The sequence below is a fragment of the Streptomyces sp. NPDC056222 genome (assembly GCF_042264065.1).
Taxonomy (GTDB): Bacteria; Actinomycetota; Actinomycetes; order Streptomycetales; family Streptomycetaceae; genus Streptomyces.
Window position 1 is genome coordinate 40,683 of sequence record NZ_JBHJTL010000035.1, and the last position, 21,775, is coordinate 62,457.

General features: G+C 73.6%; 21 protein-coding genes. 18 read left to right on the plus strand and 3 right to left on the minus strand.

All coding sequences use genetic code 11. The features are described from left to right. The first annotated feature begins 159 nt into the window (after positions 1 to 159). The 9 genes from ACFC0D_RS18545 to ACFC0D_RS18585 all read left to right on the plus strand — a co-directional run bounded on the left by ACFC0D_RS18545 (position 160) and on the right by ACFC0D_RS18585 (position 8,044). The gene (locus tag ACFC0D_RS18545; protein ID WP_376436706.1) at positions 160 to 1,188 is read left to right on the plus strand and encodes a 3-oxoacyl-ACP synthase III family protein; all 1,029 of its coding nucleotides are present in this window, start codon (positions 160 to 162) and stop codon (positions 1,186 to 1,188) included. Further along, entirely contained in the window at positions 1,185 to 1,925 is a 741-nt protein-coding gene (locus ACFC0D_RS18550) for a glycosyltransferase family A protein (RefSeq protein ID WP_376436709.1), read from the plus strand. The genes ACFC0D_RS18545 and ACFC0D_RS18550 overlap by 4 nt, the downstream gene beginning before the upstream one ends. Further along, a complete protein-coding gene (locus ACFC0D_RS18555) occupies positions 1,925 to 3,403 on the plus strand; it encodes a class I adenylate-forming enzyme family protein (RefSeq protein WP_376436711.1) in 1,479 nt (492 codons plus the stop codon). The genes ACFC0D_RS18550 and ACFC0D_RS18555 overlap by 1 nt, the downstream gene beginning before the upstream one ends. Next, positions 3,400 to 4,179, plus strand: coding sequence for a glycosyltransferase (locus ACFC0D_RS18560; protein WP_376436714.1), 780 nt, complete (start codon positions 3,400 to 3,402; stop codon positions 4,177 to 4,179). Before ACFC0D_RS18555 ends, ACFC0D_RS18560 begins: the two co-directional genes overlap by 4 nt. Continuing rightward, the gene (locus ACFC0D_RS18565; RefSeq protein ID WP_376436716.1) at positions 4,176 to 5,312 is read left to right on the plus strand and encodes a cytochrome P450; all 1,137 of its coding nucleotides are present in this window, start codon (positions 4,176 to 4,178) and stop codon (positions 5,310 to 5,312) included. Before ACFC0D_RS18560 ends, ACFC0D_RS18565 begins: the two co-directional genes overlap by 4 nt. Beyond that, a complete protein-coding gene (locus tag ACFC0D_RS18570) occupies positions 5,309 to 5,521 on the plus strand; it encodes a hypothetical protein (RefSeq protein ID WP_376436718.1) in 213 nt (70 codons plus the stop codon). Before ACFC0D_RS18565 ends, ACFC0D_RS18570 begins: the two co-directional genes overlap by 4 nt. A gap of 31 nt (positions 5,522 to 5,552) precedes the next feature. Next, entirely contained in the window at positions 5,553 to 6,464 is a 912-nt protein-coding gene (locus tag ACFC0D_RS18575) for an NAD-dependent epimerase/dehydratase family protein (RefSeq protein ID WP_376436720.1), read from the plus strand. A gap of 104 nt (positions 6,465 to 6,568) precedes the next feature. Next, on the plus strand, positions 6,569 to 6,802 hold the full coding sequence (locus tag ACFC0D_RS18580; protein WP_376436722.1) for a hypothetical protein: 234 nt from the start codon (positions 6,569 to 6,571) through the stop codon (positions 6,800 to 6,802). A 93-nt stretch (positions 6,803 to 6,895) separates the two neighbouring features. Beyond that, the gene (locus ACFC0D_RS18585) at positions 6,896 to 8,044 is read left to right on the plus strand and encodes a PP2C family protein-serine/threonine phosphatase (protein WP_376436725.1); all 1,149 of its coding nucleotides are present in this window, start codon (positions 6,896 to 6,898) and stop codon (positions 8,042 to 8,044) included. Between the two features lie 34 nt (positions 8,045 to 8,078). Here the strand turns inward: ACFC0D_RS18585 and ACFC0D_RS18590 are convergent, their stop codons facing one another. Beyond that, a complete protein-coding gene (locus tag ACFC0D_RS18590; RefSeq protein WP_376436728.1) occupies positions 8,079 to 8,600 on the minus strand; it encodes a DUF3093 family protein in 522 nt (173 codons plus the stop codon). Between the two features lie 166 nt (positions 8,601 to 8,766). On the opposite strand from ACFC0D_RS18590, the gene ACFC0D_RS18595 reads away from it, so the two are divergent. Next, a complete protein-coding gene (locus tag ACFC0D_RS18595) occupies positions 8,767 to 10,230 on the plus strand; it encodes an FAD-dependent oxidoreductase (RefSeq protein WP_376436731.1) in 1,464 nt (487 codons plus the stop codon). Here the strand turns inward: ACFC0D_RS18595 and ACFC0D_RS18600 are convergent. After that, complete coding sequence (locus ACFC0D_RS18600) at positions 10,202 to 12,556, minus strand: collagenase (RefSeq protein ID WP_376436734.1); 2,355 nt, start codon at positions 12,554 to 12,556, stop codon at positions 10,202 to 10,204. The genes ACFC0D_RS18595 and ACFC0D_RS18600 overlap by 29 nt on opposite strands. A gap of 271 nt (positions 12,557 to 12,827) precedes the next feature. On the opposite strand from ACFC0D_RS18600, the gene ACFC0D_RS18605 reads away from it, so the two are divergent. The 8 genes from ACFC0D_RS18605 (at position 12,828) to ACFC0D_RS18640 (ending at position 20,711) form a co-directional block, all read left to right on the plus strand. Next, positions 12,828 to 14,021 carry an NAD(P)/FAD-dependent oxidoreductase gene (locus ACFC0D_RS18605; protein WP_376436737.1) on the plus strand — a complete coding sequence of 398 codons (1,194 nt, stop codon included), beginning with the start codon at positions 12,828 to 12,830 and terminating at the stop codon, positions 14,019 to 14,021. A gap of 44 nt (positions 14,022 to 14,065) precedes the next feature. Continuing rightward, the gene (locus tag ACFC0D_RS18610; RefSeq protein ID WP_376436781.1) at positions 14,066 to 14,413 is read left to right on the plus strand and encodes a (2Fe-2S)-binding protein; all 348 of its coding nucleotides are present in this window, start codon (positions 14,066 to 14,068) and stop codon (positions 14,411 to 14,413) included. Then, positions 14,403 to 15,926, plus strand: a complete 1,524-nt coding sequence (locus ACFC0D_RS18615) for an NAD(P)/FAD-dependent oxidoreductase (RefSeq protein WP_376436784.1) — start codon at positions 14,403 to 14,405, stop codon at positions 15,924 to 15,926. The genes ACFC0D_RS18610 and ACFC0D_RS18615 overlap by 11 nt, the downstream gene beginning before the upstream one ends. A 61-nt stretch (positions 15,927 to 15,987) precedes the next feature. After that, positions 15,988 to 16,941: a dihydrodipicolinate synthase family protein gene (locus tag ACFC0D_RS18620; protein ID WP_376436740.1), complete on the plus strand. Its 954-nt coding sequence runs from the start codon at positions 15,988 to 15,990 to the stop codon at positions 16,939 to 16,941. Positions 16,942 to 16,954: 13 nt separating this feature from the next. Further along, positions 16,955 to 17,956: a proline racemase family protein gene (locus tag ACFC0D_RS18625; RefSeq protein ID WP_376436743.1), complete on the plus strand. Its 1,002-nt coding sequence runs from the start codon at positions 16,955 to 16,957 to the stop codon at positions 17,954 to 17,956. 96 nt (positions 17,957 to 18,052) lie between these two features. After that, positions 18,053 to 18,769: a GntR family transcriptional regulator gene (locus tag ACFC0D_RS18630; protein WP_376436745.1), complete on the plus strand. Its 717-nt coding sequence runs from the start codon at positions 18,053 to 18,055 to the stop codon at positions 18,767 to 18,769. Between the two features lie 38 nt (positions 18,770 to 18,807). After that, positions 18,808 to 19,065: a LapA family protein gene (locus ACFC0D_RS18635; RefSeq protein ID WP_376436748.1), complete on the plus strand. Its 258-nt coding sequence runs from the start codon at positions 18,808 to 18,810 to the stop codon at positions 19,063 to 19,065. An 11-nt stretch (positions 19,066 to 19,076) separates the two neighbouring features. Then, the gene (locus ACFC0D_RS18640) at positions 19,077 to 20,711 is read left to right on the plus strand and encodes a PP2C family protein-serine/threonine phosphatase (RefSeq protein ID WP_376436751.1); all 1,635 of its coding nucleotides are present in this window, start codon (positions 19,077 to 19,079) and stop codon (positions 20,709 to 20,711) included. A gap of 53 nt (positions 20,712 to 20,764) precedes the next feature. On the opposite strand, the gene ACFC0D_RS18645 is transcribed toward ACFC0D_RS18640, so the two are convergent. Continuing rightward, entirely contained in the window at positions 20,765 to 21,772 is a 1,008-nt protein-coding gene (locus tag ACFC0D_RS18645; protein WP_376436754.1) for an AraC family transcriptional regulator ligand-binding domain-containing protein, read from the minus strand. Positions 21,773 to 21,775: the final 3 nt, after the last annotated feature.

Below are 21,775 nucleotides of genomic sequence, written 5' to 3' on the forward strand. Positions count from 1 at the left end.
CCGCAGCGGTTTCGGGCCCACCGTGAGCCGAGCCGCCCGCGGCGGATTCCGCGCCGCTCGGACCGCTTCTCCCTCTGCAGGCAACCGGGGGTTTCCCCCAGGTGAGTTGAGTACGCGCACTCAGGACGCGCCCCGGGATCCGCTCGTAGCCTCCGTGGCATGGAAAGTCATGATGCCGTCGCCGACGGCCCCCTCCGCATAGGCATCACCGGGACCGGTTCCTGCCTGCCCGAGCAGGTGGTGGACTCGGAGCAGCTGCGGCAGCGGGTGGTCGCCGGCAGTGGGTTCGCGCTGCCGGACGGGATGTTCGAGCGGGCCACCGGGATTCTCACCCGTCGGGTCGCGCGGCCCGACGAGTACGCCTCCACGCTCGCGGTCGGAGCCGCCCGCCAGGCATTGGAGCGGGCCGGAGTCGGGCCCGCCGACATCGACCTGCTGGTGTTCGCCTCCGCCACGCGCGACATGGTGGAACCGGCCACCGCGCACATCGTGCAGGCCGAACTCGGCTCCCGGGCACACGCCCTGGACGTCACCAACGCCTGCAACAGCTTCGTGAACGGCATCGACGTCGCCCGCACCATGATCCTGGCGGGGCGCGCCCGGCGGGCCCTCGTCGTCACCGGTGAGACGCCGAGCCGGGCCGTCCGGCACGACCCTGCCGATCTGGCCCAGTTCCGCGACGGCTTCGCCGGCTACACCTTCGGCGACGCGGGCGCGGCGGTGGTCCTCGAAGCGGTGGACCGCGGCGGGATCCTCGACGTGGACAGCGAGACCCACTCCGAGCACTGGCGCGTCGGCGGGATATTCGGCGGCGGTTCACGTCATCCGCGCGGCGACGAGCACACGTACTTCCACGGCGACGGCAGCGAGCTGCGCGAGGTGTTCGAGAAGGTCGGCACGTCGGTGATCGACCGGGTCCGGCACCGTACGGGGCTCGAGTGGCGTCACTTCCGTCACGTCCTGGTCCATCAGGTCACCCTGCCGTACCTGGAGCGCTTCGTGGAGATCACCGGCGTCCCAAGGGACCGGCTCGTGGTCACCGTCCCCGAGCTCGGGAACATCGCCAGCGCGAGCCTGGGCGTCCAACTCGACCGGATACACGACGGGTTGCGCCCGGGTGACCGGGTCCTGTTCGTCGGTCTCGGCGGCGGTGTCAGCATCATGACGATGGTCTGGGAGATGGCGTGAGCGCGCTGTGGGTGGTGGTGCCCGCGCATCAGGAGGCCGCGCGCATCGGCGACACCCTGGCGGCGCTCGCCGCGCAGACGGACCGCGACTTCCAGCTGGTCGTGGTGGACAACGCCTCCGAGGACGACACGGCCGCGATCGCCCGCGCCTTCGCGGAGCGGGCGCCGTTCCCCGTCCATGTGCTCGACGAGCGGGACAAGGGCGTGGGCTGCGCCGTCGACACCGGGTTCCGGTACGCGATCGGGCGAGGGGCCACGCTGCTCGCGCGCACGGACGCCGACTGTCTGCCGCACCCCGGCTGGACGGCGGCGGCCCGGAGCGCGCTGCGGAGCGGCGCCGGGCTGGTGTGCGGACGGATCGACGCCCGCCGAGACGAACACGGGCCGCTGGGCCGCGCCCTGTTCCGTTCGCTCGTGCGCGTCGCGGCGTTCTTCGGCCGGGTACGCCCCGCGCACCGGCGCGGGAACGGCTATCTGGCGCCGTACCGGATGCACGCGGGCAACAACATGGCCATCACCGCGCGACTGTACGAGGCCGTCGGCGGGATGCCCCGCCGCCCCTCCCCCACGGACCGGCTCTTCCTGAACCGGGTGCGGCGGCGGACGACCGCCATCGTCCACGCCCGCGACATGGTGGTGGAGAACTCGACCCGGCGCCTTCGCGCCTACGGAATCGTCGGAACCGCCCGCTGGTACCTCGACAAGGGCCCGGGCCGTCATGGGGAGGACCCGCGCTGATGCTGGACGCACTCGCCCACACCTTGCGGTCGCACCCCGACCGGCCCGCCGTTCTCGGCACCACGCGCACCGGAGCCGTCCGTACGAAGGCCACCTGCGGGGAGCTCGCCGAACTCGCCGACTCGTACGCCGCCGCCCTGCACGCGCGCGGAATCGCGCCCGGCGGCACGGTCGGTGTCGCGGTACGGCCCGGGCCGCGCGCGCTCGCCGTGATGCTCGCCGTGCACCGGCTGGGGCTGCGCGCCGCGGTCCTCGACCCCTCGGCGGGCCCGGACGTCCTGCGCGCCCGGCTCGCGCTGGCCCGCCCTGACGTGGTCCTGGCCGACGCGACGGCGCAGGCGGTCGCCGGATGGGCGAGGCCACTGGCCCGCCGGGCGCATCTCGCGCTGCCGGACCTCGCCGAACTCGGACCGGTGGCGACGGTCGGCCCGCGACTGCCGGGCAGCGCCCCCGCGCTGGACGGCGGCGCCGGTACGGCCGTCCTGCCGCGCCCGGTCGACGGGGACGGCGACGCGGTCATCGTCTTCACCTCGGGCACCACCTCGCGGCCCCGCGCGGTGGTGCACACCCGATCCTCGCTCGCTGCCGGGATGGCCACGGTCACCGACCTCGTGGCGCCCGAGCCCGGTAGCCCGGTCCTCGGCGGTACGTTCTTCGTCCTCGTACCGTCGCTGGCGAGCGGCGCGCCGGTCGCGCTGCCCGCCCGATCACCGCGCGTCCTGGCACGGCAGCTGCGTCGACTGGCGCCGCAGGCCACCTATCTGACACCTCCTCAACTGCGGGCGGCTCTGGCCGAGGAGGCGCGGTTCACGGGTCGGGTGTGGACCGGCTCCGCGCCGGCGAGCGCCGAGCTGCTCACGCGGGTGAGGCGGGCGGGGGCCGACGAGGCCTGGGGCGTGTACGCGCTCACGGAGCTGTTCCCTGCGGCGGCCGTCGAGCAGGCGGACAAGGCCGCGTTCGGCGGCGAGGGCGACCTGGTGGGCGCGCCGCTGCCGGGGGTGGAGGCCAAGACCGGGCCGACCGGGGAGCTGTTGCTGTCCGGTCCGGCGGCCCGGGACCGCTACCTCGGCGAGGAGCCGGCGCCCTGGGTCGACACCGGCGACCGGGCGCGGCTCGACGTGTACGGCCGCATCGTCCTGGAGGGCCGCTGCAAGGACATGGTCCTGAGGGGGGCGGAGAACATCTACCCGGGTCTCTACGAGCCCGCGCTGCACGTGCCCGGTGTCGAACTGGCCGTGCTGGTGGGCGTTCCGGCCGGGGACGGGGACGAGCGTCTCGTCGCCGTCGTCCAGCCGCGCCGGTCGGCGGACCACGACCAGGTGCGCGCCGCGCTGGCCGAGCCGCTGGAGCGGATGGGCGCCGCGCGTCCGGACGCGCTGCTGCTCGCCGACATCCCGCTGTCCGGCCGCTCGTCGAAGCCCGACCGGGCGGCGACGGCGAGGCTGGCCGCCGCCCGCACCACGGGTGCCGCCCGATGACGGCCGCACCGGAGGCGGAGCCGGCTCTGTGGGCGGTGGTGCCCGCCTTCGACGAGGAGGCCTCGCTCGACGCGACGCTCGACGCCCTCGCGGCACAGTCCGACACCCGGTTCACCCTCGTCGTCGTGGACAACGCCTCCACCGACGGGACCCCCGACATCGTGCGGCGCTTCGCCGCCGCCGCGCCCTTCCCCGTCCATCTCGTCGCGGAGCGCGAACCGGGCGCGGGTGCGGCCGCCGACACCGGATTCCGGTACGCCATCGCCGGGGGCGCCGCGCTGCTGGTGCGTACGGACGCCGACTGCCTGCCGGCGCGCGACTGGATCGCCGCCGCGAAGGCGGCGTTCGCCGGGGGCGCGGAGATGGCCTGCGGGCGCAGCCTCCCACGCCCCGACGAGTCCCCGTCCGTCGCGGAGCGGTACGTCCTGCCGGCCGTGGTCCGGGCGACAGCGGTCTACGGGCGTCTGCGCAAGGAGCACCGGCATCCGAGCTACCGCGCTCCGTACGTCCTGTGTCACGGGCACAACATCGCCGTCACCGCCGATCTGTACGTACGGTGCGGTGGCGCCCCGAGGGTCCCGCTGGAGGGGCCGCCCGAGGACGTCGTACTGCTCAACCGGGCGCGCCTGCACAGCAATCGGATCGCGCGGTCCGAGCGGATGGTGGTGCGGGCGAGCCTGCGCAGGCTGCGGGCGTGGGGCGCCCGTCGGACCCTGCTGTGGTGCTGGGACCGCCGCTACCGCCCCAGCGACCCGCGGAAGGTGCACGTCCGGTGACCGGCTTCCCGACGGCCTCCGCCGTCCGCGCGGCGCGCCGCCGCGACCGGCGGGTGTACACGCGCTCCCACCCGCTGCTGTTCGCCCTGCTCGCGGCGGTCCGGCGCAGGCCCGTGGTCCGCGTGGGCCGGGCCGTGCTGGTGAGCGGCGCGGAGCCGTACCGCCAGGCCCTCACCCGGATCCCGCTGGACCGCGCGGCGGCCGGCACCACCGGCGGCGCGGCCCGTGAACTGTCCGGCGGCGGGCTGCTGTTCGACCAGGACGGCGCGGGGCACCGCGACACCCGGCGGGCCGTGGCCGGGGGGCTGGGCGCGGACGGTGTGGCGCGGCTGCGGCCTGTCTGGCAGGCCGTCCTGGCGCGCCGGCTCGCCCCGCTCGGTGCGGGTCTCGCGGTCGACCTCGTCCCGTTGGCGCGCGAGTTGTCCGGGGCGACGGTCCGTGCCCTGCTGGACACCGGTGCCGACCCGTCGGCACTGGCCGAGGCCGCCGCCGACGCGGCGGCGGCCGCGGTCCGGGACCATCTGCCCGGCCCCCGGCTGCCGGGCGCCGCCCGTGCGGCGGCCGAGGCGACGGCGCGTCTGGAGGCGTTGCTCGCGGGCGGGGAGGACGACGACGCGGGGCTGCGGGCGATGCTCGCCGTCGCCGCCGTCAACACGACCGTCGCGGCGCTGCCGCGCGCGGTCGCGTGGTGTGCGGACGGCGGTCTGTGGGAGCAGGCCGGCGACGAACGGCTGCGGCCGGCGCTGGTGACCGAGCTGCTCCGGGTCGTCGCCCCGTCCCCGCTGCTGCCACGCGTGGCTGCGGCCGACGCCACTCTCGACGGGTGTCCGGTCCGGGCCGGGGACCGGCTGGTGCTGGTGGCGCGCAACGCCGTGGGAGCGCACAACAGTCCCCCGGACGCCCACCACCCCGCCCCGCCCGCCGTGGCCCAACTCGTCTTCGGCGCAGGCCCCCACGCGTGCCCGGGCGCCCGCCTGGCCCGCGCGCAGCTGGACGACCTCCTCGCCACGCTCGCCCCCCACCGGCCGTCCGTCGTCCGCGCCCGGGTCGACCGCCGGGCGGCACTCCCCGGCTGGCGCGAGCTGACGATCCGCGCGACCACGGCGGACGTCCGTACGGAGACCCGAGCATGACCACGAACGCCGTCACGGGCGTCGGCAGCGCCGACGTCCACGTCGCGCGAGCCCGCACCAGGGCGGTCCGACGGGGCGGGCGGGGCCTGCCGTCCACGCGCGACCACCGACCTCCGCACAGAGACCCGAGCATCACCGCGATCGCCGTCGGCAGCTCCGACTTCCTCGTCGCGCGAGCCCTCGCCGACGTGGCCCCACTGTGCCGCTGACTGCCCCCCACCCACACCCGGAGAACCGAACATGACCACGATCGCCGTCACCGGAGCCAGCGGCTTCTGCGGTTCCCATGTCGCCGCGCTCGCCGCCGCGCGCGGTGCCGATGTCCTGTGTGTGGGGCGCCGGCCCGGGTCCATCGGCCGGCACGTGCGCTGGGACGCCGAGAGCGGGCCGCCCGACCTGGGCGGGGCCGATGTCGTCGTGCACTGCGCGGCAGCCGTCGGCGACCCGGTGCCCGGTTCGCCGGCCGAGGCCACGATGCGGGCCGTGAACGTCGACGGCACCGCCCGCCTCCTGGAGGCGGCCGCGGGCCGGCCGGTGGTCTGGGTGAGCAGCGCCAGCGTGTACGCCCCGGGGCCGGGGCGGTCCCGGATCACGGAGGACCATCCCGTGCGCGGGCAGTTGAACGCCTACGGTCGTACGAAGGCGGCCGGCGAGGCCCTCGCGCTCGCGGCCGGCGCGGTGGTGCTCCGCCCGCGGGCGGTCTACGGTCCCGGCGACCCCCACCTCGTGCCGCGGCTGCTCGCCCGCGTCCGCGCCGGGCTGCTGCTCCTGCCCGGCCGCGACGTGCTCCTGAGCCTGACGGCCGTGGAGAACCTCGCCGACGCGTGTCTCTCCGCCGCCGATTGGCAGCCGGGCGCGTACAACATCGCGGACCCGGTGCCGTACCACCGTGACGAGGCCGTACGGACGGTTCTGCGTGCCCACGGCGTACGCGCCCGGATCGGCCGGCTCCCCCTGCCCCTGGCGCGCGCCGCGGCCGCCACCGCGGAGTCCCTCTCCCGCCTCCGGCCGCACACCGAGCCCCCGCTGACCCGGTACGCCGTGGATCAGCTCGCCCACACGGTCGTCCTCGACGTCTCCAGGGCCGAGGGCCAGGGCTGGCGGGCACGGCGCACCCTCGCCGACTTCGCCACGGCCGTCGCCGGGGGCTGACGCGGAACGTGCATGCCTTACCGAGCATCTGCCCGAAACCGTCTCCGGCCGCACCGCACCCCGCTACCGTCCCCCATGCACCGTCGCCACCCGAGGAGGCCCTCGTGAGCAGCAACCCACCGACCCACGCGGACATCCTGCTGCGGGCGATCCGGGCGCTCGGCGGGATGTGGGACGCGAACCGGGCGCTCTCGGCCCTGCGGGACGCGGGGGTCGCCGCGCAGGACCGGGAGTCCGGGGAGAAGCAGGCCCGGAAGGCACTGCGCGACCTGGCGCGCGGGAGCCACATCGTGAAGCTCGACGACAGGCCCGTCGAGTACCGCCAGGCTCCTCGGTAGACCGGAATCACGGTGTGTCGCCACAGGGGCGACACACCGCGCCGGAAGGCCGGGCAACAGGACATGCCCCACCACCTGCGGTATGCCTTTCCCATGGAGTCCCGGCCGCGAGGCATCTCTCCCCGCCTCTCCCGGCGCGGTGGGCGGCTGCTTCTGGCCGCTCCCTTCGCGCTGATCGCGACGGTCACGGTGGTGGACATCCTGCTGCCGCCGGAGGTCCATCTCGGCCCGTTCCTGATCGCCGCGCCGGCGGTGACCGCGTCGTTCGCCGGTCCTCGGATGACAGCCTTCGTGGGCGCGGTCGCCGTCCTCGCGCAGGCGGTGGTGGCGATCGTGCGGACGAGCCTGACGGACCTCAACCACACCTACCAGATCGCCGCGCTGATCCTGATCTCGATCATCGCCACCTTCTTCGCGTACCTGCGCGAGGCGCACGAGAGCAAGGTGACTCAGCTGCGCTCCATCGCCCAGGCCGCGCAGAGCGTCGTCCTGCGGCCGCTCCCCCTCCGGTCGGGTCCGCTGCGGATCGCCTCGCTCTATCTGGCGGCGGAGGAGGAGGCGCAGATGGGCGGCGACCTCTACGCGGCCGCGCGTACGGGGTCGGGGACGAGGCTGCTGATCGGTGACGCCCGCGGCAAGGGCCTCGACGCGATCAGCGAGGCCTCGCTCGTGCTCGGCGCCTTCCGCGTCACCGCCCGCCGGGAGCGGGAGCTGCCCGAACTGATCGGGCACCTGGAGGCCGGTGTCGGTTCCGCCGAGGCGGACGAACGCGCGGACGACGTCGGGATGTCCGTGGACGACGAGGCCCAGGAGGCGTTCGTCACCGCACTGGTGCTGGACATCCCCGATCACGAGCCGGTCGTGCGGCTCGCCAACTGCGGGCATCCCTCACCACTGATCCTGCGGAAGGGGCGGGTCGTCGCCCTCGACAGTGCCGAACCGAACCCGCCGCTGGGGCTCGCGGGCGTCGTTTCCCCCGCCGTCGCCGTGGAGTCCTTCCCCTTCGATGTCGGGGACGTGCTGCTGCTCTACACCGACGGCGTCGTCGAGGCGCGTGACCGCAACCGTGCCTTCTACCCCTTGGTCGAGCGGCTCGCGGCATGGGCGGGGGACGACCCGCAGACCCTGCTCGCCCACCTCCGGGACGACCTCCACGCGTACGCGGGCGGTCACCTCGGCGACGACGCGGCGCTCGTCGCGGTCGAACGGCTGGCGCCGGAGCCCTGGGGCCGCAACGAATGACGCCGGAGCCCAGGGGCAGTCCTACGACTTCCGCTCAGGGAGCGAGCGCGCGGGCCACGGCCGTGAGCAGCGCCGCGCCGTCGTGGGTCGCGATCATGAGGCGTTCGCCCCGGCGTGTGGTGACGACCACGCTGTCCATGCCCATCGGCACGGCCCAGCCGCCGCCGACCAGCCGCGGCGCGCTGCGGTCGGCCGCCTGCAGGCCGGCGAGGGGGCTCTGGACCGCGCCTGCCGACGCCGCGTACCTCCGGCCCGCGCGGGGCCTCACGAGTCGCATCGCCGCGTGGACGGAGCCGGCGTCCACGTCGGCGAGGGGGATGCGCTCGCGGCCGACGCGGAGCAGGCCGCCGGCCGGGTCGACGCGGACGCGGTGGTAGATCGCCTTCGAGATCGGGACCGCGATGCAGGGCACCAGAACGAGCAGGTAGGCCGCCGACACGAGCAGCCAGACCCCGGTGTCCTCGGGCAGCGCGTCCACTCCCAGCCGGACAACCATCACCAGGTAGACGGCGACGCAGAAGACGGTCCAGGTCTTGGGCAGCTTCTCGACGTACATGCGGGGTTCCTCGATCTTCGACGGCAGAGTCCCATCCTCGGGACTCCACCGGCCGTCGTCCTGAGTACCCGTACTCACTTCGTGGAGGTCGACGGCCGGGCGGCGCATGGTCGGCCCCGGGCGGGGCACGCGCGGGGCAGCAGCCCGCTTCGGGAAGGAGTGCGCCATGCCCGCGGACGCGCACATCGGTGCCTCGTACTGGATGCACGGCACACCCTCTCCCGACCGCCCCGCCCTCACCGACGACCTGACGGCCGACGTCGTCGTCATCGGGGGCGGCATCGCCGGCCTGTGTACGGCGCACGAGCTGGTCCGCGCGGGACGTGAGGTCGTGCTGCTGGAGGCCGGCCGGATCGCCGGCGGGGTCTCCGGCCACACCACGGGCAAGCTCACCGCCCTGCACGGCCTCACCTACGCGCCGCTCCGCGACGCCCACGGCCTCCTCGCCGCCACCCGGTACGCCCGCGCGCAGCAGGAGGCGCTCGACCACGTGGTGGGCCTGTGCGCGGAGCTGGGCATCGACGCCGAGCTGGAGCGGGCGCCGGCCTTCACCTATGTCACGGACGAGGAGCGGGCCGGGGAGATCCGCGCGGAGGCGGCCGCGGCCCTGGAGGCCGGGCTCGACGCCGCGTACGTGACGGAGACCGATCTGCCCTTCCCGGTGGCGGCGGCGGTGCGGCTGGACGGCCAGCTCCTCTTCCACCCGCGCAGGTTTCTGCTGGGTCTCGCCGAGGATCTCGTCGCCCGGGGCGGCATCGTCCACGAGCACACCCGGGTCACCGAGCTGCGGGAGCTCGCGGCCTGCAGGCTGGTCACGGAGGGCGGCGTGACCGTGCACGCCGAGGATGTGGTGGTCGCGACGAACTTTCCGCTGATCGTGCATAGTTCGCTGATCACCAGGCTGACGGTTCGCCGGGAACTGGTGGTCGCCGCGCCTGTCCCCACGGCGACGGCGCCCGAGGGCATGTATCTGACACCTGAGGACCGCACACGGTCGGTGCGCACCGCCCCGTACGACGACGGCCACCGGCTGCTGATCGTCACCGGCGAGGCCTTCGAGCCCGGTACCGATCACGCGGGCGACCGGCTCGAGCGGCTGACCGGGTGGGCCCGCCGGACCTTCCCGGGGTTCGGTGAGTCGGGGACCACCTTCCGGTGGGCCGCCCAGGACGTGCGGTCGGCGGACCACGTTCCGTACGTGGGCCATGAGCACCCGGACACACAGCATGTCTTCGTCGCCACCGGCTTCGGCGGCTGGGGCATGAGCAACGGGGTCATGGCGGGCCGTCTGCTGGCCGCCCATGTGACCGGCGCCCCGCGCCCGGACTGGACCGAACTCTTCGATCCGCGCCGCCATCTGCCCCTGCGGGAGTTCCCGGACGTGGTGCGGGCGCAGGCGTCCGTGGCCCGGCACTACCTGATCGCCCGGGCGCCGCGCTGCACCCACATGGGCTGCGAGCTCGGCTTCAACGAGCTGGAGGACACCTGGGAGTGCCCCTGTCACGGCTCGCGCTTCGCGGCGGCCGACGGGCGGGTCCTCCAGGGGCCCGCGACCCGCCCCCTGGAGGAGGCGGGTCCGGCCCTGGAGGGTGCGGGCGGGGTCAGCGGCGCAGCGGACCCTCACACGTGAAGCCGGCCGTTCCGGCGCGGCCGCCGGTCCAGATGTCCACCGGGCCGAAGGAGCAGTTCATGTCGTTGAAGTTGTCTCCGCCGCTCCTGCTCCGGTCGAGGACGAAGTAGTCGACGGTCTCGGACATGTCCTTGAAGACCTTGTCGGGGTCGGTGGCGTCGGCGAGGTTGGCGGTGATCCGGCCGGTGCAGACGAAGCGCGGCAGCAAGGGGTCGCCGCTTCCGGTGCAGGTGGGCGTGTTTCCGGTGGCGGCCGCGAAGGCGGACCGTATCTGGTCGGGGGTGGCGTGTCGCAGGCCGGCGGTCGGCTCGTGGGTGGTGTCGGGCACGAACAGCTCGTCGACCCGGGCGATCTGCCGGTCGAGGAAGGCGTCGTAGGCGGCCTGCGTCCCCGCGTCCTTGCCGACGGTGTCGCGCCAGGTGTCGTAGCCCCGGACGTCTCCGGCGCGGAGGTAGCCGTACATGGCGCGCAGCAGCGCGGGGCGCTCGGTCCACAGGTACTCGAAGAACGTGCCCGCGTAGCTGTAGAAGCGGAAGCCGTCGCCGTCGTAGGTGGCGTGCAGGATCTGGTCGACGGTCATGCGCGGGCCGCCGGAGGCGGTGTCCCTGATGACGCTCTCGACGAGCGACTTGCGGACCGCGATGCCGTCGTCGCGGGTGGCGCCGTCGAAGAACTCCGCGGTGCCCTCGTCCATGGCCGTGGTGCGGTCGTTCTCGTACCACGGCCCCTCGCCGAAGAAGCCGGGGACGGCGAAGCGGCCGTTGAGGTAGTGGACGTACTCGTGCCGGAAGAGCTCTTCGAGCGTGAGGCTGGAGTCCTGCGGCACACGCCGCTGGTACGTGTAGAACGTCGCGCCGCGCTCGATGTAGATGCCGCCGTTCTCGGTGCCCATCCCGGTCAGGATCGGGTGGTACGTCTCGTAGTCCTGGCGGGAGGCGTAGAGCACGATGTTCAGGGCGGTGTTGGCGTCGCCGGCGAGCGGCTGCTCCGTGCCGAGTACCCGGTGGAACTGGGACTTGACCTGCTTGCTCGCGTAGTAGAGCTGGTCGACGGTGGCGCGGTCGAGACCGGTGCGGACCTTGATCGCCCCGTTGTCGTAGGTGTACGTGTACGGGAAGATCCTCGCCTCGATGTCGGCCTTGCAGACCTTGTACGGGGCGCAGGCGTCGTAGAAGTTGAGCCAGCCGACGAGCGAGGCCCAGGGGGCGCTTCCCGTTCCGAAGCCGGTCTCGACCGGGCCGAGCAGCCCGCCGAGGTCGGCGACGATCCTGCTCCTGAGGCTGTCGATCTGGCCGAAGCGCCCGTACTCGCCGAGAGCGTCGCGGACGACCCACGCGTTGGCGGTGTTCTTGAGGTGCGTGTGGGTGGAGAAGTCCTTGAACGCCGCGCGGTATCCCGCGTTCTGGGCGACGGCGGTACGGAAGGCGGTGTCCTGGTTGCCGGGGTAGACGCCGAGGTAGTTGACGGAGAGCGCGGCGAGGGCCGCACCGCCCCAGCCGGGGTCTCCCGACGTCTGCGGGTGGCCGGCGCCCATGCGGGCGAGGACCTGGGCGATCAGGCCGAGTTGATGCTGCCGCAGGCCGGGAGCGCTACCGGTGTAAAGGGCCTCGCGGAGCGTCTGAGCGTTCTCCGGGGTGACGTCGAAGGTGTGCGAGGCGTAGCCGTAGGCCGCGGTGGCGGCGCGCATGGTCTCGACCGTCGGGGCGTCGGTGATGTCGATCTCGGACCGGCTGAAGTCGTGGTACGCGACGGCGTGGAGGTACGTGAACATCTCCAGGAGGTGGCTGGAGTTGGTGCCGTCGTGGTCGGCGGCGAGGCTCTTGATCCGCTTGGCGACGGCCTGCACATGGGCATCCGACATCACGGGAGCAAGGCGGGCGTCCCAGGTCCAGATGAGTCCTCGCAGGCAGCCGTCGGCCTCGACGGCGGGATCGGCGAGAAAGTCGGCGAACTGGGCGGGGGTCAGTCCGGTGATGCCGTCGAGCGTGCAGGGCACACCGGCCCGGGTGGTGGCCGCGCTTCCGATACGGGCCCGGTCCTGGGAGCTCGGGTCGCTCTGCGGGCCGGGAACACGTCCGGCGGTGACACCGCGGGGTGCGGCGGCGGGTCCTGTCTTCGCCGCGGGCGCCTCTGCGAGGCGGTCGACCTCGTCGTGCGGGTTCGGGGCGTAGGCCGCCGGGGCGGTCGGACCGGCGTTCCGCGGCGCGAAGGTGGCCGGTGTCTCCATGGGGGCGGCGGCCTGGGCCGAGTACGCGAGCGGGGCGGTGAGGCCGGTCGCGAGCACTGCGGCGAGAAGGGTCGTGCGCACGGCTCTGTGCTGGGACACGAAGTCTCCTGTGATGGGGGGTGAAGGGGGGAACTTCCCTTGAGGACAGGGCTGTTGAAGTAACGCTGCCCTGAACATGACATATAACATAGCAATGTGAAATTGCACTGAGAAGCCTTGCGCACCGCCAGTTTCGGTGAGCCAGACGCTAGTTGAGGGCGCCGCCGGGCTCTGGGAGCGGATGGGAGAGCGCGATCGCCCGCGAAAGCCGTTACCACCAGGGCATGTTGGGCCTCTTGGCAAGCACAATGGCATGTGAAATATTACCGGCGTGCCCACGAGACACCTCTCCGCGGCGACCGACGTCATCATCGTCGGCGCCGGAATGATCGGCGCGGCCTGCGCGTACTACGCCGTACGCGCAGGCCTCTCCGTCACCGTCCTCGACCGCGGCCCCGTCGCGGGCGGCACCACCGGCGCCGGCGAGGGCAACCTCCTGGTCTCCGACAAGGAGCCGGGGCCCGAGCTGGATCTGGCGTTGCTGTCGAACCGCCTGTGGCGCGAACTCTCCCCCGCTCTTCGGACGGAGGCCGAGTTCGAGCCCAAGGGCGGCCTGGTGGTCGCCTCGGACGGGCACGGCCTGGACGCCCTGCGACGGTTCGCGAAGGCGCAGAGCGCGGCAGGCGTCGAGGCGTACGAGATCCCCGGTGACGGGCTCCACGACCTGGAGCCCCATCTCGCACCGGGCCTCGCGGGCGCGTTCCACTACCCCCAGGACGCGCAGGTGCAACCGGCGCTGGCAGCGTCCCGGCTGCTGCGCGCCTCCCGCGCCACCGTCCGCACCGGCACGGAGGTCACCTCCGTACTCACCGGTGCGGACGGTTCCGTGCGCGGGGTACGGACCGCCGAGGGCGGCGTACTGCACGCCCCCTACGTGGTGAACGCGGCCGGGAGTTGGGGCGGCGCCCTTGCCCGGCTGGCCGGCACGGAGCTTCCGGTCCTTCCCCGCCGCGGCTTCGTGCTGGTCACCGAACCGCTGCCGCGCGTGGTGCGGCACAAGGTGTACGCGGCGGACTACGTCGCGGACGTCGCGAGCGACTCGGCCGCCCTGCAGACTTCTCCGGTCGTCGAGGGGACGCCGGCGGGGCCGGTCCTGATCGGCGCCAGCCGGGAGCGGGTCGGCTTCGACCGTACGCTCTCGACACCGGCCCTCAGCCGACTGGCCCAGGGCGCCGCGCGGTTGTTCCCCGTCCTCGCCGACGTGCGGGTGACGCGGGCGTACGCGGGATTCCGCCCGTATCTGCCGGATCATCTCCCGGCGATCGGACCCGACCCGCGCGTACCGGGGCTCCTCCACGCCTGCGGACACGAGGGCGCCGGGATCGGACTGGCCCCGGCGACGGGCCTGTTGATCTCCCACTTCCTGACCGGGACCGCGCCGTCGATGGACGCCCGCCCTTTCCGACCGGAACGGTTCTCCGACGCGGAGCGGCGCCCTGCCCGGCCTTCCCGGGAGGCGACATGACCCGGGACGACCCGTCCACCGTTCCCCTTCCGTTGGGACTGCGCATGATCCGTCGCATCAGGCACCGCGTGAGCCGGGCCCGTACCCCTCGGTCACTCGTCGACGCCCGGCCCGGGCCGGCGATCACGTTCACGTTCGACGGGCGGCCCGTCACCGCCCTGCCGGGGCAGTCGCTCGCCGCCGCCCTCTGGGCGGCGGGGATCCTCTCCTGGCGGACGACACGCGCCGGCGGGAAGCCGCGCGGGGTGTTCTGCGGGATCGGTCAGTGCTTCGACTGTCTGGTCACGGTCGACGGCCGCCCGAATCGGCGTGCCTGTCTCGTCCCGGCCGAGCCGGGCCATGTCGTCACCACCCAGGAGGGACACGGCCGTGCCGAACTCGATGCCCGCTAGCGGTGACGGGGACGTCGCGGTGACATCCGCCGGCTACGACGTCGTGGTCGTCGGTGCCGGTCCCGCCGGGATCGCCGGTGCCGTCGCCGCCGCCGAGCGCGGTCTGTCGGTGGCCCTGCTCGACGGTGACGCCGGGCTCGGCGGCCAGTTCTACCGGCAGCCCGCGGCCACGCTCGGCGCCGCCCGGCCGGAGGCGCTGCACCACGACTGGGCGGCCTTCGACGGGCTGCGGCGGCGGTGGGAGGCGAGTGGCGGCGTCCATCTGCCGCGGCACCACGTCTGGACCGTCGCCGCGGAGCGGAGCGGGGTGCCGGGCGCGGGCACGGAGGGCGCCTCGTGGGCGGTGCACGCCGTCACCGGGCCCGACGGGGACGGTGACAGGCCCGTGGTGGTGCGGGGGCGTGCCGTGCTGCTGGCGACCGGTGCGGCCGAGCGCCACCTGCCCTTCCCCGGCTGGACCCTGCCGGGTGTGATCGGCGCCGGGGGTGCGCAGGCCATGCTCAAGTCCGGGCTCGTGCTGCCCGGCGGTCGGGTCGTGGTCGCGGGCAGCGGTCCGCTGCTGCTCGCCGTGGCCTCATCGCTGGTGGCGGCGGGGGCCCGGGTGCCCGCCGTGGTCGAGGCGGCGGGCTATCTCGGCTACGCACGGCGGCCCGGTGTGCTGGCCGCGGGCCCGGGCAAGTTGGCGGAGGCGCTCGGGCACGTGGCGCCGTTGGCGCTGCGCGGTGTGCGGCCCTACGCGCGGCACGCCGTGGTCCGTGCGCACGGCGCCGAGCGGGTGGAGGCGGTGACCGTCGCCCGCCTGGACGGCGACTGGCGCCCGGTGCCCGGGACCGAGCGGCGGATCCCCTGCGACGCGGTGGCCGTGGGCCACGGCCTCGTTCCCCGGATCGACCTGGGTACCGCCCTCGACTGCGCGACCCGCGCCACTCCGGACGGCGCGACGGCCCTCGTGGTCGACGCCGGTCAGCGGACCACGATCGCCGGCCTGTGGTCGGCGGGCGAGACGGCAGGTGTCGGCGGCGCCCGACTGGCGATGGTGGAGGGCGAGTTGGCGGGCATCGCGATCGCCGCACGACTGGGCGGAGCGTCCGTCGGGGGGCGGACCGCGCGGACGCGTTCCCTGCTGCGCGCACGTGCCCGGCTGCGGGCCTTCGCCTCGCTGATGGCGACGGCGCACGCACCGGGCGACGGCTGGTACGGCCCCGGCGGCTGGCTCGACGACGAGACGGAGGTGTGTCGTTGCGAGGAGGTCGACGCGGGGCGCGTCCGCGAGGCGGTCGAGCACCTGGGCGCGGGCGACGCCCGTACGGTGAAGCTGCTGACCCGGGCGGGCATGGGCTGGTGCCAGGGCCGGGTCTGCGGGCCCGCCGTCGCCTGCCTGGCGCGCGGAGGGCCGGCGCGGGACGTCGCACTCCCCGGCTCCCCCGAACGCCGCCCGTTGGCCGTCCCGGTGACGCTCGGCGCGCTCGCCGCGCTCGAACCGGACCCGGACCGTTCGCGGGGCGGCGACTGAATCCCGTACGGGCTGGATCCCGTACCGGAACAAGAGACGCAACTGACGATCCATCAATAACATGTCACATTTCACTGACGAAGGGCTCCACGTGACCGTCACCCCCGCACCCGCCGACTGGACCGCCACCCGCCCCTGGCGCGGCATCATGGTCGCCACCGCCCTCCCCTTCCGCGACGACGACCTCACCGTCGACCACGACGCCTATGCCGAGCACGTCCGATGGCTGCTCGACAACGGCTGCGACGGAGTCGTGCCCAACGGTTCGCTCGGCGAGTACCAGACCCTCACCGCCGAGGAGCGCGCCCGGGTCGTCCGTACGGCCGTCGAGGCGGCCGGTGACGGGGCGCGGGTGATGCCCGGGGTCGCGGCCTACGGCAGCGCCGAGGCGCGCCGCTGGACCGAACAGGCCGCCGAGGCGGGCTGCGGATCGGTGCTGCTGCTCCCGCCCAACGCCTACAGGTGCGATGCCTCCGCCGTACGCGCCCACTACGCCGAGGTCGCCGGCGTCGGACTGCCGGTCGTCGCGTACAACAATCCGCACGACACCAAGGTGGACCTCACCCCCGACCTGCTGGCCGCGCTGCATGCGGACGGCCACATCGTCGCGGTGAAGGAGTTCAGCGGCGACGTCCGCAGGGCGTACGAGATCGCCGAACGCGCCCCGGAGCTCGATCTGTTGATCGGGGCCGACGACGTGCTGCTCGAACTGGCCGTCGCGGGCGCGGTCGGCTGGGTCGCCGGCTACCCGAACGCCTTCCCCTCCTCCTGCGCGGAGCTGTACCGTGCCGCCGTCGCCGGCGACCTCGAGCGGGCGCTGCCGCTCTACCGCGCGCTGCACCCTCTGCTGCGCTGGGACTCGAAGACGGAGTTCGTCCAGTCGATCAAGCTGTCCATGGACATCGCGGGCCGGCCCGGCGGACCCTGCCGCCCGCCGCGCTCGCCTCTCACCGGCATCACCGAGGCCGAGGTCCGCGCCGCCACCGAGAAGGCCGTCGCCGACGGCCGGCACTGAGAGGAGCCCCGTCGTGCGCACCCGTCACGTGTTCCACGCAGTCGACTCGCACACCGAGGGAATGCCCACCCGTGTCATCACCGGTGGAGTCGCGCCGATCCCCGGCGCCACCATGGCCGAACGCCGGCTGCACTTCGTCGAGCACCTGGACCATCTCCGTACGCTGCTGATGTACGAGCCCCGCGGTCACGCCTCCATGAGCGGCGCGATCCTGCAGCCGCCCACCAGGCCTGACGCCGATGTCGGCGTGCTGTTCATCGAGGTGTCCGGGCTGCTGCCGATGTGCGGGCACGGCACGATCGGGGTGGCGACCGTGCTGGTGGAGACCGGGATGGTGCCGGTGGTCGAACCGGTGACGACCGTCCGCCTCGACACCCCCGCCGGCCTGGTGCGTGCGGAGGTACGGGTCGAGGGCGGTGTCGCGAAGGCGGTGACGCTGACCAACGTGCCCGCGTTCTGCGCCGCCGTGGACCGGGAGGTGAAGGTGCCCGGCTTCGGCACGGTCCCCTACGACCTGGCCTTCGGCGGCAACTTCTACGCCTTCGTCGATCTGGACGCGCTCGGGCTGCCGTTCGACCGGGACCGCAAGGACGAGCTGCTCAGGGCCGGCCTTGCGATCATGGAGGCGATCAACACCACCGAGCGCCCCGCCCACCCGGTCCGGCCGGAGATCGGCGGCGTCAAGCACGTCCACCTCACCGCGCCCGGCTCGGACGCGCGCCACTCGCGCCACGCCATGGCCATCCATCCCGGCTGGTTCGACCGCTCCCCCTGCGGCACGGGCACGTCCGCGCGCATGGCGCAACTCCATGCCCGCGGGGAGCTTCCGCTGCACCAGGACTTCGTCAACGAGTCCTTCATCGGCACCCGGTTCACCGGTCGGCTGATCGAGGAGACCGAGGTGGGTGGCGTGCCCGCGGTGGTGCCGACCATCACGGGGCGCGCGTGGCTCACGGGCACCGCGCAGTACTTCCTCGACCCGGAGGACCCGTTCCCCGGCGGGTTCCTGCTGTGAGCTGTCACGCGCCGTGAAAACGTGAAATTGTACGGTGGTGCGGCGCCACGCCCCGGCGGCCGGACGGCGCGACAAGCGGAAGTCGGAGAACGGCACATGGGCCATCTGAAGCAGAGTCATCTGATCACCACCCGGGAGCGCCTGCGCGACCAGGTGGCCCACGCTCTGCGGGCGGCGCTGATCTCCGGCGAGCTCAAGCCCGGCGAGGTGTACTCGGCACCGGGTCTGGCCGAGGACTTCGGGATCTCGGCCACTCCGGTACGGGAGGCGATGCTCGACCTGGCCCGTGAGGGCCTGGTCGAGCCGGTGCGCAACAAGGGCTTCCGGGTCACCGAGGTCAATGAACGCGACCTCGACCAGTACACGGACATCCGGCTGCTCATCGAGGTGCCGACAGTGGGCCGGGTGACGCTGACGGCGGACCGCGACGAGCTCCGGGCGCTGCGTCCGATCGCCGAGGAGATCGTGGCGGCGGCCCGCGCCCACGACCTCATCGGCTATCTGGAGTCCGACCGCCGCTTCCACCTCACGCTGCTCGGCCTCTCCGGCAACGAACGCCTGGTCGAGACGGTCGGCGACCTGCGCAAACGGTCACGGCTCTACGGTCTGACGGCCTTGGACGAGCGCGGTGAGCTGCTGCCCTCGGCGGAGGAGCATCTGGAGCTGCTCGACTTCATGCTGGCGGGTGACGCGATGGGCGCCGAGGCCTGCATGGTCCGCCATCTCAGCCACGTACGGTCCCTGTGGGCACGGGACGAGTCCCGTACGGCGCCGGCCGCCGTGGCACCCGCTCCGCGCAGCGCGTCCGGGTGAGGTCGAGGTCCTGGGCAAAACAGCCGATAATGGACCTCATGAGCCGTAAGGCAGCAGCTCCGAACCATCCCCCCTCGACCCTGTCCTACAAGGGCCGGGACATGCGTCTGCGCACGATCGCCTTCGTGATCCTCGCAGGTCTGGCGATCTGGTTCATCGCCGCGAACACGGGGTCGGTCACGATCAGGCTGTGGATCCCCACCGTCACCCTGCCTCTCTGGAGCGTCCTCACGGTCACGCTCCTCGTGGGGGTCGTTCTCGGCCTGTACATCGCCCGCCGGCGCATACGGCGCTGACCTGACCACGCATGGGCGACACGGAACCGCGGCTGGACCGCGGCGAGGCCCTCGCGGCCACGGGCGTGGGCTGCTTCCTGTGGGTTCCGGCCACCGGGCAGCTGATCCTGGACCCCGTGGGCCGCGACGCGCTCGATCTGCTCCCCGGGGAGTACCGCGGGCTGGCGGAGGACCTCCGGCCCAAGATCCTCCGGGACGACTGGACACTGCTCTCGGGTCTCTCCGCGGCGCTGCGGGGCGGTCTCAAGGACGCGTACAGCGCCTACTTCCGCGTCGCTCTCCACGACGGTCGCAGCCGCTGGACACACGTTCGGGGGAACGTCGTGCGCGACGGCTCGGACGGGGTCACGCGGGTGGTGGGGGTGGTCCGTGACGCCACTCTGGATCTGTCGCCCTCGTCGCTTCGGCCGCCGGCCGACGAGGACAGCGATCACCTGCACACCCTGGGCGAGGCGGCGATCGCCCTGGCCCGGGCGATGAGCGTGCGCGAGGTCGGCGCGGTCCTCGGCGACGAGCTGTGCCTGCGCAGGCTCGGGGTGAAGGCCATGTCACTCGCCGTGCTCGAACAGGGCCGGCTCCGCCTCGTCCGCAGCGTGCTGTCCCTGGACGATGCCGAGCCCCCGCAGAAGTCCCGGCTCGCCGACTCGTGGCCGCTGAACGACGTCGTACGCTCCGCCAGGCCACTCTTCTTCACATCGGTGCCCGACTTCCTCGACCGCTACCCGCGGCTGGCGCCGCACCAGCACGGCTTCCACGCGACGGCCGCAGCGTTCCTGCCGCTGGTCGAGCAGGGGCAGCCGCTCGGCGCCATGGGCATGTTCTACGAGAACACGAACTCGTTCTCGCTCGCGGACCACACCCTGATGACCGCCTGGTCGAGGGCGGTGGCGCGCGCCCTGCACCGGGTCACGATGCTCGACCGGTCGCGGGAGATCGCCGCCGGTCTGCAGAACGCCATGCTGCCGCGCAGGATCCCCGAGACCCCCGGCGGACGGATCACCGTGCGGTACCGGACCGCGCGGCAGGGGGTGCGGGTCGGCGGGGACTGGTACGACGCGGTGACGCTGCCCGACGGCGGGGTGGGCGTCGCCATCGGCGACGTACAGGGCCATGACACCGAGGCGGCGGCGCTCATGGGGCAGCTGCGCGTGGCCATGACCGCGTACGCGGCGGAGGGCCATCCGTGCGAGTGGGTCCTCGCCAAGGCGTCGGCCTTTCTCGCCGAGCTGGGCGCCGACCGCTTCGCCACCTGCCAGTATCTGCGGATCGCTCTCGCCACCGGCGCGGTCCACGCGGCCAACGCGGGCCATCCGCTGCCGCTGCTGCGCCGTACCGACGGCACGGTGGACCGTCTGGAGCTGGCCGGCGGTCCGCCGCTGGGACTCCCCGCCGACTGGGACCTCACGCCGTATTCGCCGACCTCGGCGCGGCTGGATCCGGGCGAGACCCTGCTGCTGTACAGCGACGGCCTGGTCGAGAGGCCGGGCGAGGACATCGACCGAGGCCTGGCCCGGCTGAGCGCCGCGTTCTCGGCAGGCCCGGCCGATCTGGAGGAGCTCGCCGACCACCTCCTCGACACGCTCACCCCGGGCCCGCACGCGGAGGACGACGCCGCTCTGCTGATGCTGCGCCGGGACGCGGCGTGACGTGCCGGGACGCGCCGTGACCGCTGGGGCTCAGGTGGCGGGGAGGCCGTGTGTCAGGCGGGGAGGCCGTGGCGGCGGGCTTCCTTGGGGGTCGTGCCCCACCATCTGCGACAGCAGCGGTTGAGGGCCGACTGTTCGGAGAGGGCGAGGAGACCCGCGATCTGGCCGAAGGGAAGGTCGGTGGCGGTGAGATAGCGGCGGGCGGCGCGCCGGCGTTCCTCGTCGAGGAGTGCGGCGAATGTCGTGTCCTGCTCCGCGAGCCTGCGTTGGAGCGTGCGGGGGTGGAGGTTCAGCAGGTCGGCGACGGTCGCGATCGTGGGTGCCGAGGTGCCCAGCGACTGGCGGACGGCGGCCCGGACGCGGGTGGGGAGGTCCGGGCTCCCGCCGGGGGTGTGCTCGGCGAGGAACGCGACCGCCAGATCTCGCAGATGCGTGTCCCCGCCGGCGAGCGGACGGCTTTCGAGCGTGTGCGGCACGCGCAGCAGGGCGGCGGGCCGACCCGTGCGCACGGGCACGCCGTAGAAGTCCTCGTACGCGGACAGGGGTGCGGCCGGTACGTGCGGCAGCTCCACCGTGCACAGACCGTACGGTCCGGTGAGGAACATGATGGAGCGGTGGATGAAGCCGAGGCTCAGGTCCAGCGCCTGCGGCGGGAACTCCCGCCCGGGCGCGACGCCCAGGCCGAGCGCGACGATGCCCGGTGTCCCGTACGGATCCGGCTCCAGGCCGAACCGCATCGATTCGGTGTGGACGAAGAGGTAGCGGACGGTGCATGCGAGGGCGTCGCCGAGGGTGGGCGAGTTCTGGATGGCGAGCGCCAGGGCGCCGAGCATTCCGAGCTCCTGACGTGCCGCCATGCGCAGGCCGAGGTCGGGACAGCCGAGTTCGGCGGCGGCGAGCTCCAGGACCGTGGCCACGGCCTCGTCCTCGACCAGCAGGTCGTCGGAGTCGAGGGCCGCGAGGGGCAGATTCACCCTTCGTACGAACTCCTCGGCGTCGCCGCCGAGCTCCGCGACGGTCGCTCGGAAGCCCCGCAGACCGGCCGACCTGATCACTGGCATGTC